Genomic DNA, 12,873 nt, shown 5'->3' on the forward strand with positions numbered 1-12,873 from the left:
ATCGCCAGCCATGACCGCTTGCCTGCGGTCAATATGAGTTCACCGCGCGCTTACGGCAACTCTGCGTAAGCGCGCGGTGAACCGTATGCGTCCGGCGAACACACATTGAATCGCACTGGGTTTTGAGGAGGCTCCAACCTTTGAGAAGATGGAGTCATGAGCAAAAAATCAAATCGTTTTTCCCCGGAAGTTCGCGAACGTGCTGTACGCATGGTGCAGGATCACCGTGGCGAATATCCGTCCCTGTGGGCGGCCATTGAATCAATTGCGCCCAAGATCGGCTGCGTCCCCCAAACCCTGCATGAATGGGTGCGCAAACAAGAGATTGACACCGGGCTGCGCGACGGCATCACCAGCGAAGAGCGTGACCGCATCAAAGCCCTGGAGCGTGAAGTCAAGGAACTGCGCCGGGCCAACGAAGTCCTCAAACTGGCCAGCGCTTTTTTTGCCCAGGCGGAGCTCGACCGCCGACTCAAGTCCTGAGAGACTTTGTGGACAAGCATCGCAACACCCACGGGGTCGAGCCAATTTGCAAGGTTTTGCAGATTGCCCCGTCAGGGTATCGGCGCCATGCTGCTCACCAACGTAAGCCCGAATTGCGTTGTGCACGCGCCAAGACGGATGACACACTCATGCCGCAAATTCAGCAAGTCTGGCAGGCCAACATGCAGGTCTACGGCGCAGACAAGGTCTGGCATCAGATGAACCGCGAAGGCGTCACCGTGGCCCGCTGCACGGTCGAGCGGCTGATGAAACGCCTGGGATTGCAGGGTGTACGCCGCGGCAAGGTCGTACGCACCACGGTACCGGACAAGGCCCAGCCCTGTCCGCTGGACCGGGTCAATCGCCAGTTCAAAGCTGATCGCCCCAATCAGCTATGGGTGTCGGACTTCACGTACGTCTCGACCTGGCAGGGCTGGCAGTACGTGGCCTTCGTGATCGACGTGTTCGCCCGGCGCATCGTGGGCTGCCCGCGCGCATATCCAGCGGTGTGGTAGCCAGCCAGGCGGCGTCGATGCGGATCATTGCAGCAACTCTCGTAGCCACGCCCCACATTCACCTGCCGCCGCCACAGGCCATGCGACGTTCACTGCCAGCGCTGCCCGGCGTAGTTCGATGCGGATGTCAGATTGGGCAGGCGGCGTTGGCCCCGCCGGTGCTGGCGTCAAAGGCAGGGCAATGAAATGTGCTGGCTCGGGCGCACAGGCCAACCCACTGCCGGGTCGGGCTTGGCGGCGCCACTTGTGAACGAGGTTGGCGTTCAGTCCGTGTGCCAGCGCAATCGCGGCCACTGACGCACCAGGGCGTTCGCACTCGCGCAGAACCTGTGCTTTGAGATCGGCGCCGTGCCGGCGCCGTGAGACTGTCTTGGAATCCATGGTGTCCACCTGTTGCTTTGGTGGACACCATCGTCGGGCGGACAGGCTCCTTGTTCAAGATGACTTTGCCACCCGCTTACAACTCTGCGACCTAGCTGGAACGCTGCATGGACATCTCAGGCGTTCAGAATATAGCTAGCTTCTGTTCTGGCTACGCCTGCTGCGACCAACTCTGCACAAAGGGTTTCTATCCAGGACCGGATCGAAAGTTCCGGAAAAAAGATTTTTCTTATCTGCAGGAAGTAAGGCGTTGCGTCGGCCCAATCGATCAGGTCTTCCATAGATTGCCGTTGCGTCTCCAGTAGTTTGAACTTGAGCAATACCTTGACGGCATGATGGGCATGCTTTCTGGGATTTTTGGCAAAGTAATCAAGTCGCTGCCGGGCACGCCCCAGGATTTCAGGGGAATAGGCAAAAATTGGGCCATGCCCTGGAATAACGGTTTTCGGTTTCAGGCTGTCAATCATGTCCAGCGTTGCCGCTACTTCGGCAAAGGCATCTGTCCCTTCAAGCTCGGGAAAGACGACACCGAAGCCGTTTTCCCATAGTGCATCGGCAGAAATAAGGATGCCGTTTTCCGGCTCAAAAAAAACAAATGAATGCGGATCGTGTCCGGCTGCTGCGTGTACCTGCCAGTCGTGGGCACCGAAGCGCAGGGTGGACCCTGCCTGTAGCGTCCCGCTGAACTTGAATTGCGGGCAAAGTTGTCCTGTAGGGACATACGTAAGCGCGGCCGGATCCCATTGAGTGACCTGGCTGGCCTGTCCAGGCGGAATCCAGGTCCTGACGTCTGGATAACGTGCTTGCAATGCGGCATTGCCGCCACAATGATCGCTGTGCAAATGGGTGTTGAGCAGCAAGTCCAGGGGGCGCCCGCCCAAAGTCGTCTCGACTAGCGACAGGGTTTGGGGTGCATGGGTGCAGTAGCCACTGTCAATCATCACCGTTTCCGGGCCGTCGGTGAACAAGATGTTGTTGGCCGAAAGCCAGCCGCGTTCCAAAACCTGGATGCCGGGCAGTAAATCAGGTTTGGTCATCAAAAAGGCCTCGCCAACGTGCCATCAGGCTGTCGCGCGCAACTCACGCCGGAGAATTTTTCCGACATTGGTTTTTGGTAGATCATCTCGAAATTCGATATATTTTGGTCGTTTGTAGCCAGTCAGATGCTGTTTGCAATAGGCAGCCAGATCGTCTTCACTCAGTGTCGGGTCATTTTTTACGACAAAGACCTTGATGGCTTCCCCCTGTTTTTCGTCAGCAATGCCGATTGCTGCGCATTCGACAACTCCGGGGCAGAGGGAAATCACGTTTTCAAGCTCGTTGGGAAATACATTGAACCCGGAAACAATGATCATGTCTTTCTTGCGGTCAATGATCGTTGTGTAGCCGTGCTGGTCCATGATGCCGATATCACCGGTTCGCATAAAGCCGTCAAGGGTAAAGGCTCTTTCATTTTCTTCGGGCTGTTGGTAGTAGCCGGCCATGACCTGCGGGCCCCTAATGCAAATTTCACCGGGTGACCCAAGCGGCAGGGAGTTCCCTTCGTCATCCTTGATGTGTATGTCAATGCTCGGCAAGGGTAGGCCAATGGAGCCGCTGAACGCCTTGCTGGTGACAGGGTTGTTCGTGCCTATGGCGCACGTCTCGCTCATGCCCCAGCCTTCAATCATGTTGCAGCCCGTGACCTTTAGCCACTGCTGCGCGGTACCGGCTGAAGCAGCCATGCCGCCCGCTTGGGACACGCAAAGGCCGGAAAAGTCGACTGTCCTGAACTGCGGATGCTGAAGCAAGGCGTTAAACAAGGTGTTGACGGCAGGGAGCATGTGAAATGGCCGTTTTTTGAGCACCTCGATGAATTTTCCGAAGTCGCGTGGATTGGGCACCAGCGTCAAATGGGCACCCCAGCGAATCGCCAGCAGGCAAAGTGTCAGCGCGAAGATGTGATACAGCGGCAGCGCGGCAATGTTGTTGGTCTTGCTGATATCGCCCACGCGCTCCAGTGCGGGCTTGAACCACGCCTCCGCCTGCAATATTGCCGCGACGATGTTGCGGTGCGTGAGAACCGCCCCCTTGGACAACCCTGTCGTGCCGCCGGTGTACTGCAAAAACGCCACTGAATCGAGCGTGCAGTGCGCTGGCCGTAGCGTCAGGCGGCCGCCTTCGGTGATCGCATGGGCAAAGGTGGTGATGCGGTAGCCGTTGCCCAGTGGGAGTTTGTACGGGGGTACCAGTTTGGCCAAATGGCGGACTGCAAACGTCATCCAGCGGCCGTACCAAAAACCGAGTAAATCGCCCAGGGACGTGATGACGACGTTTTTGACGGGCGTGCGGTCAATGACTTCAGCCAGCGTGGCTGCGAAATTCTCCAGAATGACCAGAGTGGTGGCTCCCGAGTCCTTGAGCTGATGCTCTAACTCGCGTGCGGTGTAGAGTGGATTGACGTTGACGCAGGTGTAGCCTGCCCGCAAGACCGCCGCCATGGTGACGGCGAACTGGGGCACGTTGGGCAGCATGATGGCCACGCGTGCGCCAGGCTCAAGTCCCAGGTTTTGCAGCCACGCGCCGAGCGCGAACGACAAGTCGTCGAGTTGTGCGTAAGACATCCAGCTGTCCATGCAGACCGAAAACGGCTTGGATGCATTCTTTTTGAATGAGCTTTCAAGCAACTCATTGAGCGACTGAAACTGCTCCGGGTCGATGTGGTGCGGGATGCCATCGGGGTAACTTTTAAGCCAATGCTTGGTCATACAGACTCCTTGCCGACTATTGTGTAAGCCCCCCCCGCCGAACCGTCATGGGGCTTGTCCTAATGAGGTCTCGCAGGCGACAGCGTTCTCCACAAGATAAAACGCTATCCACCCATACTGATCGCATGCAAAGAAGAATGCTTCTCAAGATCGGTATGGTTTCGAGCGCCCTTCTGGACTACCCGCTGACCGATTACGTTATGGAGGGCGCCCGGCAGGGGTTCCCGCTGCACGAAATGGCCGAACCCTATACCTCGTGGGCGCAGGCACGCGATGCTGCACTGGCTTGAGCCGCATCAGCTACGCTCGCGGTTTCATGCTGGCATATCTTCAAAAAATCATCACCTTGTCTGTGCTTACGGCGGCCTTTGGTTGGCTGGCTTACTTCTGGACCAGCGCCCCGGTGCTGGCTGTGGCTGGTTTTGTACTGATGGCGCTGGGCCATACCGGTCTTCTGGCCATCGAATTCCTTCTCATGAAGCAGGTCAACAAAGATGATCCCGTAGCCCCGCCCACCTGGAAGGAATTGCTTGGTGCCTGGTGGGGAGAGTCATGGACCGCGCCGCAGGTGTTCTGCTGGCGCCAGCCTTTCCGTTCGGACGCCATTCCCGATCAGCTTTCTCCCGGGGCGGTCATTGAAGGCCGCCGCGGCGTGGTGTTTGTGCATGGCTTGCTGTGCAACCGTGGCTTTTGGACCCCGTGGATGGCGCGTTTGCAGCGCAGCGGGCACGCCTTCGTCGCCCTCAATCTGGAGCCGATCTGGGGCTCCATTGACGACTACGTCCCGCAAATCGAGGCCGCGGTACAACAAATCACGCGGGCCACCGGCCGCGCGCCCCTGCTGGTGTGCCACAGCATGGGCGGGCTGGCTGCCAGGGCCTGGCTCAAAAGCCTGAAAGCCGAAACCCGCGTGCACCACGTGGTGAGCATCGCAACCCCGCACCATGGCACCTGGCTGGCGCGCTTTGGCCACGGCCATAACGGCCGCCAGATGCACTTGCTCTCGGACTGGCATGCGCAGCTGGACCGCGACATGCCAGCCGATTGCCATGCGCTTTTCACCTGCTGGTACTCCAACTGCGACAACATCGTGTTTCCGGCCTCCAGCGCGACCTTGCCCGGCGCCGACAACCGGCTGGTTCCCGGCGCCGCGCATGTTCAGCTGGCGTTTTTGCCGCAGGTGATCCAGGCCAGCCTGGCCTTGCTGGAAGACACGCCGCGTTGAACACGTTCGCGGCCCGGCCCGTCAGTGGCACATTTGTAAATTTGTCACAAAAAACCGCGGCCATATTTACAGCCTGAAAATGGGGGAACTTTTTATGCTCATCTATTTGTAGGATGGAGCGTATTGATCATGCATGCAGCCCCGGATTCCGAGCTTTTTCATTCCAGCCGATCACTGACTTTTTCCGAGCCCGAGCCGGAGCCGGAGCCCGAACTGGCCTTGCTCGGCTTGCTGGTCGATGAACTTTCGAACGGGATACTTGTTGTCAACGTCCAGGGCATGATTCTTCATGCCAATCTGGCTGCGCGCCACGAACTTGAGCGTGGCGTTATGATGAAAGATGAGTGCGGTGAACTGCATTTGCTTTCGGCCGCAGCGGGTAAAGCCTTTCAGCAGGCAAGGGAACATGCGATGAGTGGCCGCCGTAGTTTGGTGACCTTGTCACCCGACGACATGAACGTCACGATGTCGGTGATTCCCTTGCGTGTCCGACCTGGTGAGCCGTGCGGGCACATCGCCCTGTTTTTGTCGCGTGCCAGCGTTTGCGAGTCGGGCGTTCTGGGTTGCTTGGCCCGTCGCTACAGCCTTACGCTCACTGAGCAGCGCGTGCTGGTTTTCTTGTGTCATTGCCTGAGTACCCCGGAAATCGCCATTGAAATGAAAATCGCAGTTTCTACCGTTCGTAGCCATGTACGCAGCCTGTGCATCAAAACCAGTTGCTCTGGCGTTCGTGAACTGATTCAACGGGTTGCCGTCTTACCGGCCCTGCGCGCGCCGCCGTTGGTGCCCGTGCACTGACCACATCGGACCCTATGTCAGTTCATCAATGCGAATGAGCCACGTCACGCCTGGTGGCAGTGATCTATACGCCCCTTTGAGTCCCGAACTGCGGACGCTGGCCTTGCGCGGCGTGGTGCGCAGTTACCCCAAGAAGGCGGTGATCATCAATGAAGGGGAAATGGGCGAGAGCATGTTTGTGCTGCTAAAAGGCAGCGTCAAGGTGTTTTCCTGTGGCAACAGTGGCCGGGAGATCACATTTGGACGAATTTATGCGGGCGACTACTTCGGCGAGATGTCACTCGATGGCGAACCTCGATCAGCCTCCATCATCACTCTGGAGCCCTGCATCTGTGCGGTACTCAGCCGGGCCAACGTCAGCGAGCACCTGGCGGAGGAGCCCAAATTCGCCATGAACTTGGTACTTCGGGTGATACGCCGCGCGCGCTGTGCGACCGAAATTGCACGAAACATGGCCCTGCTGGATGTTTATGGCCGATTGGTTATGTTGCTTGAGGCGCAAGGTGACCTGACGGACTGCCGTACTGCGCCAGACGGGAGCCTGGAATCCCTCACGCACCAGGATATCGCGAGCTTTTTGGGGGCATCCCGCGAAATGGTCAGCCGACTGCTTAAAGACCTCGAAAAAGGCGGTTACATCTCGATGGCGACCAAGCGGATTACCCTGCTCAAGAAGCTACCCACGCGCTGGTGAAAAAAGGAAACAAACGCGGTAGCCGCTGGGCAGCTTTGTTGGCGACACCGTAGGTGCCGGGGAAGTTGATGCTTTCCTAACGTGGGAAGGCGTTCTGGGGGCCTGTCATGGGCGTCACCGCAAACGTCGCTTGCAGCGCGCTGCCGGTGAGCGGTTGGGCGGTAAAAGCAAAGGCCACGCCGGGCGGCGCGATCCGGTAAGCATGAACGGGTTTTGTGACATGTTTAAGGTAACGCTCGCCCAGGTCTTCGATCTCCGCATCCAGTCCGGGAACCAGCCGGTCACGGATCTCGGCGGAAATCACAATATCACCCGGTCCGGCCAGGGTGCAAAGGCGCGCCGTCAGGTTGACGTCGGTGCCATAGATGTCGCGCCGGTCTGCGACAAAGCTGGCCAGATGGCAGCCCATGCGCAAATGCATTTGTTGCGCGGGGTGCCAGTGAGCATGGGTCTGCTGGCAAAATTTCAAAAATGCATACGCAGCCTGCGCACTACGCTGTGGGCTGGCAAATGCCAGCATCAAGCCGTCCCCCATGCTCTTGACGATGTAGCCCCCATGTCGCGGCAAGATTTCTTGCTCGGCGTGCTGCACCAATTGTTGCCAGCGCCGCACGAAGTTGTCCTGGTCCTGCTCCATCAGCCTGACGGATTCCACCACGTCCATCACCAGCAGCACCTGGGTGTGCCGGTGCATGACGAGCGGTGGTCCAATCAGGGATGGCATCGTGAGCAATACAAAATTTCCCCCGCATCATTGGGGGATACCTAATCATGTTGTAGAGCTTACAGCAATATGGAAAATGGCGTCCAGGAGTATCAAATGTGATGACATGTGTACTGCTTGTTCGCGCCGGCACCCGCATGACTGCCTGGACGGTCTGATTGGTTGTAGCGGCCAGACGGCGCTGGTGGGCGACACCGTGGCGCCCGGGCACTATTTCTTCGAATGAGGGTGTCGGCATGGCTGTCGGTGCAATAAACCTGCAAAATCAGGCGCATGGAAACACTTGACAAGCTGGACCGGCAGATTTTGCGCAGTCTTCAGGCCGATGGCCGTGCCACCTACGACCAGCTGTCTGAGCAGGTCGGCCTGTCCCCCAGCGCCGTGTTGCGGCGCGTGAAAAGGCTGGAAGAACGTGGTGTGATCGACCGCTATGTGGCATTGATCAAGCCCGAGGCCGTCGGGCTGGGCCTTACGGCCTATATCACGGTGCGGCTCGAAAAGCATCTGGAGAGCCACAAGCGCAGCCCCATGGACCTGTTTCGCGCCAGCGTGCAGACCTGGCCCGAGGTGGTGGAGTGCGCCGCGCTGACCGGCGAGATGGACTACTTGCTGCGCGTGGTGGTGCAGGATATGGCGCACTACAGCCGCTTCATCATGGACACGCTGCTCAAGCACCCCAGCGTGCAGGACTGCAAAACAAGTTTTGTGCTCGACCGCGTCAAGTCGACGACTGCGGTGCCGCTGTAGTGTCTGGCCCGCAAAGCCGAGACAGACTCGCAAAAAATGATGTGTTAAATTGTTGTTGCACTGCAACAATAAAAATATCGGACAACTGCTGTTCGCTATTTAATTTATAGCTGATGAGCTCCGAATATATTTGGATTTTGGCGCATTTGATTAATATTTCAAGGCCTTTCCCGGAAGTTCTTGCAAGCGCACTTAGGCATTGCATTCTAGGGAAAACCCTTATATTTGAACCATGGTTATACAGAGTCCCATCCTCAAAGCGGCCCTCGAGGCAGGCAGGGCATTTTTGCGTCCGCCGGTAGCGACTGCCCCGCAGGCGTTGCAGCGACTGCCCGCGATGCCTCGCCGCGCCGCGGTGCGGGTGCCGATCCGCTCCATCGGGCCGCGCCACGGCGAGCGCATCAGCGCGCACTTGCTGGCACTGGGCCCGCATGACCGCTATCTGCGTTTTGGCTATGCGGCCAATGACGAGCAGATCCGCCGTTATGTGGACGGCCTCGATTTTGAGCGTGACGAGATTTTCGGCATCTTCAACCGCAAGCTGCAGTTGATCGCGATGGCGCATCTGGCGCTCTCGACCGACCCCGAACTCAAGAGTTGCGCCGAGTTTGGCGTGTCCGTGTTGGCCCATGCGCGCGGCCGGGGTTATGGCGCGCGCCTGTTCGAGCGTGCCGAAATGCACGCCCGCAACGAGGGCGTCGACATGATGTTCATTCACGCGCTCAGCGAAAACACGGCCATGCTCAACATCGCCCGCAAGGCCGGCGCCAAAATAGAGCGCGACGGCTCCGAGAGCGAGGCCTACCTCAAGCTGCTGCCGGCAGACCTTGATTCACGCGTGAAGGAACTGCTCGAAGAGCAAATTGCCCAGAGCGACTACCGCCTGAAGGTCCAGGCCAAGCAGTTCTGGGACTGGCTTGCCCTGGTGCAGGAAGTGCGCAGCGGCGTGCAGGACAGCCGTCACGGCATCCAGCGCTAATGCGCCAGCGCCCGGTCACCCGGGCGAATGGCGTCTGCGCAATATCAGTTATCCTCGGTGGCTTCCTCACTACCGAGCACCCTTACGTGTCCGACATTCCCCCCAGTCGATCTTCCAAACCTGAAGACAAGCGCGGCTTTCTGCAAAAGCTCGCTGAAATGCTCCACCCCGGCCCTGACTCCAAAGACGAACTCATAGGCACCCTGGTGGAGGCGCAAGACAATGAGGTCATCGACGCCCAGAGCCGCGAAATGCTCGAAGGCGTGATCCGCATGGCTGACATGACCGCCGGTGACGTGATGGTGGCCGCGCCGCGCATGGACTGCCTCAACATCAATGCGCCGTTCGACGAACTGCTGCATCTGGTGATCGACACAGCGCATTCGCGCTTTCCGGTGTACGAGGGGGAAAAGGAAAACATCCTGGGCCTGCTGATGGCCAAAGACTTGTTGAAACTGCAGCGCGCCCCCGAGCTCAATATCAAGGCCTTGCTGCGTCCTGCCATGTTCGTGCCCGAAAGCAAGGGGCTGAACGATTTGCTGCGCGACTTTCGCAGCAACCACAGCCATCTGGCGATCGTCATCGATGAATTCGGTCGCGTGGCAGGCCTGATCACCATTGAAGACGTGCTGGAGCAGATCGTTGGCGAGATTGAGGACGAATTTGACATTGCCGAGGACGAAGGCGATATCTTCGGCCTCTCCGACCATACCTACCGCGTCAGCGGCGACACCTCGATCGAGCGCGTCAATGAAGCGTTTGGCGTGCAGTTGCCTGAAACCGACTTTGAAACCATTGGCGGCCTGGTGGCGCACGAAATGGGCCATGTTCCCAAGCGCGGCGAGCACTACGCGCTGGCCGGCCTGCAGTTCACCGTGCTGCACACCAAAGGCGGTGCAGTGCGCTGGTTCAAGGTCTCGCCCGTTGCGGCGAGCACCTAGGTCGCCGTGAGCGCGGTGTTGTCGGCTCCCGCCCTGCGCACGCTGCCGCGCCAGTGGCTCGCCTGGCATCAGATAGCTATTGTTTTGATAGCTGGTGGTGCCCATGCAGCAAGTATTGCATGGCCTTTCCCCTTTGTTTTTGCGCAAGGCCAGCCGCTCTGGTGGCTGCAGCTGCTGGCGTTGCTGGTGCTGGTCGGCCAGATCGACGGGTGCCGTTCGGGCAAGCGCGCTGCCTGGCTGGGCGGGTTGTTTGCCACCGCCATGCTGTGCGCCACCTTCTGGTGGCTGTTCATTTCCATGCATACCTATGGCGGCCTGGCCGCGCCGCTCACGGTGCTGGCCATCGTCGTGCTGGCGGCTTTTCTGGCGCTCTACTACGCCGCCGCAGCAGCCCTTTTCGTGCGCCTGGCGCCGGCCGGGCGAGCGCCGCGTGCGCTGGTTTTTGCGGCGCTCTGGCTGCTGGCCGAGCTGGCGCGGGTCAAGCTGTTCACCGGTTTTCCGTGGGGCGAAGGCGGATACGCCCATGTCGACGGCTGGGCCAGGCCGCTGGCGGCCTGGGTGGGTGTGCACGGGTTGAGTTTTCTGGCTGCTTTGGTCGCAGCCTGGCTGGCGATGTCCTTGCGTGCGTCCTTCAACAGTGCAAGGGGCTGGCTGGGCGTGATGGGCGCGGCGGTGTTCAGCGCGGCCATGGCGCTGCTGCCGGTGGCGGCACCGGTGCTTAGCGCCGCGCCGGCTCCGGGGGCGATGTCGGTCACGCTGCTGCAAGGAAATATTCCGCAAGATGAAAAATTTCAGAGCGGCACCGGCGTGGCCACCGCCTTGCGCTGGTACGGCGAGCAACTGCGGGACGCCACCACCGCGCTGGTGGTCGCGCCTGAAACCGCCATTCCGCTGCTGCCGCAGCAATTGCCGGAGGGCTACTGGCAGGCGCTGCAGTCGCGTTTTGCCACCGGGCAGCAGGCCGCGTTGATCGGCCTGCCGCTGGGCAGTTTCGAGGCGGGTTATTCCAACGCCGTGATGGGGCTCAAGCCAGACGCATCGGGGCAGGCCGCGTCCTACCGCTACGACAAACACCACCTGGTGCCGTTTGGAGAGTTCATTCCGACCGGTTTCCGGTGGTTCACCGAATTGATGAACATTCCGCTGGGCGACTTCAACCGCGGCGCGGTGGGCCAGCCGTCGTTTGACTGGAAGGGCCAGCGGCTGGCGCCCAATATTTGCTATGAGGATCTGTTTGGCGAAGAACTGGGCGCGCGCTTTGCCGACCCGGCGCAGGCGCCCACGGTGTTTGTCAATCTCAGCAACATCGGCTGGTTCGGCAACACCGTCGCGATTGACCAGCACCTGCACATCTCGCGCATGCGGGCGCTGGAATTCAGCCGTCCCATGATCCGCGCGACCAATACCGGCGCCACCGTCATCATTGACCATCAGGGCCGGGTCACGCATGCCTTGCCGCGCCACACCCGTGGTGCGCTGGTTGGCGAAGTCCAGGGGCAGAGCGGCATCACGCCCTTCGCCTGGTGGTCGGCGCGTTTCGGCTTGTGGCCGCTGTGGGCGCTGGGCCTGGTCATTACGGGGCTGGCGCTTGTATTCAGGCGTGCGCGCTGAATCTGTCGCCCTTTGTCGCCGCGTAAAATGAAGAATTGTGCGATGCCGCCCCGGGCGTCGCAGCCCTCCGGTGCCTGGTATGCGGCATCGCGCTACTGACCACAACTATTCCTATGCTCACTTTCCAGCAAATCATCCTGAAGCTGCAGTCCTATTGGGCCGACCAGGGTTGCGCCCTGCTGCAACCCTATGACATGGAAGTCGGCGCCGGCACGTCGCACACAGCTACTTTTTTAAGAGCGCTAGGTCCCGAGCCCTGGAAGGCGGCCTATGTGCAGCCCAGCCGCCGGCCCAAAGACGGCCGCTATGGCGAAAACCCCAACCGCCTGCAGCATTACTACCAGTACCAGGTCGTGCTCAAGCCGGCGCCCAGCAATATCCTGGAGCTCTACCTGGGCAGCCTGGAAGCGCTGGGCTTTGACCTGAAGAAAAACGACATCCGTTTTGTCGAGGACGACTGGGAAAACCCGACGCTGGGCGCCTGGGGCCTGGGCTGGGAAGTCTGGCTCAACGGCATGGAAGTGACGCAGTTCACCTATTTCCAGCAGGTCGGCGGCATCGACTGCAAGCCGGCCACCGGCGAAATCACCTACGGGCTGGAACGCCTGGCCATGTATTTGCAGGGCGTGGACAACGTCTACAACCTGACCTGGACCGAGGGCCTCAGCTACGGCGACGTCTACAAGCAAAACGAGGTGGAGCAGTCGACCTATAACTTCGAGCATTCCGATGCCGACTTTTTGTTCACCGCCTTCAACGCCCATGAAAAGCAGGCCAGGCACCTGATCGAGCAGCAACTCGCCTTGCCCGCCTACGAGCAGGTACTGAAAGCCGCGCACAGCTTTAACCTGCTGGACGCGCGCGGCGCGATCAGCGTGACCGAGCGCGCCGCCTACATGGGGCGCATCCGCAATGTGTCGCGCCTGGTGGCGCAGAGTTATCTGGAAAGCCGCGAGCGCCTGGGTTTCCCCATGGCGCCGCGCGAATGGGTCGAGCAAATGACCCCGATCAAGAAGAAGGCCGCCTGA

13 protein-coding genes, 1 pseudogene and 1 other annotated feature are annotated in these 12,873 nt (G+C 59.6%); of the genes and pseudogenes, 10 read left to right on the top strand and 4 right to left on the bottom strand.

Features of this window, described 5'->3' with window-relative positions:
* Positions 1-156: 156 nt before the first annotated feature.
* A pseudogene (locus tag IV091_RS13990) lies at positions 157-968 on the top strand (IS3 family transposase); the annotation flags it as partial.
* Positions 438-554, top strand: a sequence feature (AL1L pseudoknot). It overlaps the preceding pseudogene by 117 nt.
* Before the next feature lie 54 nt (positions 969-1,022).
* Here IV091_RS13990 and IV091_RS13995 read toward each other — a convergent pair.
* The 3 genes from IV091_RS13995 to IV091_RS14005 all read right to left on the bottom strand — a co-directional run bounded on the left by IV091_RS13995 (position 1,023) and on the right by IV091_RS14005 (position 4,126).
* A complete protein-coding gene (locus IV091_RS13995; protein WP_293469757.1) occupies positions 1,023-1,379 on the bottom strand; it encodes a transposase in 357 nt (118 codons plus the stop codon).
* 116 nt (positions 1,380-1,495) lie between these two features.
* A complete protein-coding gene (locus IV091_RS14000; protein ID WP_293469759.1) occupies positions 1,496-2,416 on the bottom strand; it encodes an MBL fold metallo-hydrolase in 921 nt (306 codons plus the stop codon).
* A gap of 24 nt (positions 2,417-2,440) precedes the next feature.
* Positions 2,441-4,126 (bottom strand): AMP-binding protein, encoded by a 1,686-nt coding sequence (locus IV091_RS14005; RefSeq protein WP_293469761.1) that lies wholly within the window; start codon positions 4,124-4,126, stop codon positions 2,441-2,443.
* Between the two features lie 125 nt (positions 4,127-4,251).
* On the opposite strand from IV091_RS14005, the gene IV091_RS14010 reads away from it, so the two are divergent.
* The 4 genes from IV091_RS14010 (at position 4,252) to IV091_RS14025 (ending at position 6,843) form a co-directional block, all read left to right on the top strand.
* Complete coding sequence (locus IV091_RS14010) at positions 4,252-4,416, top strand: hypothetical protein (protein ID WP_293469763.1); 165 nt, start codon at positions 4,252-4,254, stop codon at positions 4,414-4,416.
* A gap of 26 nt (positions 4,417-4,442) precedes the next feature.
* The gene (locus tag IV091_RS14015; RefSeq protein ID WP_293469765.1) at positions 4,443-5,351 is read left to right on the top strand and encodes an alpha/beta fold hydrolase; all 909 of its coding nucleotides are present in this window, start codon (positions 4,443-4,445) and stop codon (positions 5,349-5,351) included.
* A 129-nt stretch (positions 5,352-5,480) separates the two neighbouring features.
* Positions 5,481-6,149, top strand: a complete 669-nt coding sequence (locus tag IV091_RS14020) for a helix-turn-helix transcriptional regulator (protein WP_293469767.1) — start codon at positions 5,481-5,483, stop codon at positions 6,147-6,149.
* Positions 6,150-6,225: 76 nt separating this feature from the next.
* Complete coding sequence (locus IV091_RS14025; RefSeq protein WP_293469769.1) at positions 6,226-6,843, top strand: Crp/Fnr family transcriptional regulator; 618 nt, start codon at positions 6,226-6,228, stop codon at positions 6,841-6,843.
* 76 nt (positions 6,844-6,919) lie between these two features.
* On the opposite strand, the gene IV091_RS14030 is transcribed toward IV091_RS14025, so the two are convergent.
* Positions 6,920-7,567, bottom strand: a complete 648-nt coding sequence (locus IV091_RS14030) for an adenylate/guanylate cyclase domain-containing protein (RefSeq protein ID WP_293469771.1) — start codon at positions 7,565-7,567, stop codon at positions 6,920-6,922.
* A 273-nt stretch (positions 7,568-7,840) separates the two neighbouring features.
* Between IV091_RS14030 and IV091_RS14035 the strand changes: the two genes are divergently transcribed.
* From IV091_RS14035 to glyQ, 5 genes are all read left to right on the top strand, one after another.
* The gene (locus tag IV091_RS14035) at positions 7,841-8,314 is read left to right on the top strand and encodes an Lrp/AsnC family transcriptional regulator (protein WP_293469773.1); all 474 of its coding nucleotides are present in this window, start codon (positions 7,841-7,843) and stop codon (positions 8,312-8,314) included.
* Between the two features lie 232 nt (positions 8,315-8,546).
* Positions 8,547-9,293 carry a GNAT family N-acetyltransferase gene (locus IV091_RS14040; RefSeq protein WP_293469775.1) on the top strand — a complete coding sequence of 249 codons (747 nt, stop codon included), beginning with the start codon at positions 8,547-8,549 and terminating at the stop codon, positions 9,291-9,293.
* 86 nt (positions 9,294-9,379) lie between these two features.
* Positions 9,380-10,234: a transporter associated domain-containing protein gene (locus IV091_RS14045; RefSeq protein WP_293469777.1), complete on the top strand. Its 855-nt coding sequence runs from the start codon at positions 9,380-9,382 to the stop codon at positions 10,232-10,234.
* 33 nt (positions 10,235-10,267) lie between these two features.
* The gene (lnt, locus tag IV091_RS14050; RefSeq protein WP_293469805.1) at positions 10,268-11,845 is read left to right on the top strand and encodes an apolipoprotein N-acyltransferase; all 1,578 of its coding nucleotides are present in this window, start codon (positions 10,268-10,270) and stop codon (positions 11,843-11,845) included.
* A gap of 113 nt (positions 11,846-11,958) precedes the next feature.
* Entirely contained in the window at positions 11,959-12,873 is a 915-nt protein-coding gene (gene glyQ, locus IV091_RS14055; RefSeq protein ID WP_293469779.1) for a glycine--tRNA ligase subunit alpha, read from the top strand.

This window comes from Polaromonas sp. (assembly GCF_018780625.1).
Lineage (GTDB): Bacteria > Pseudomonadota > Gammaproteobacteria > Burkholderiales > Burkholderiaceae_C > Polaromonas.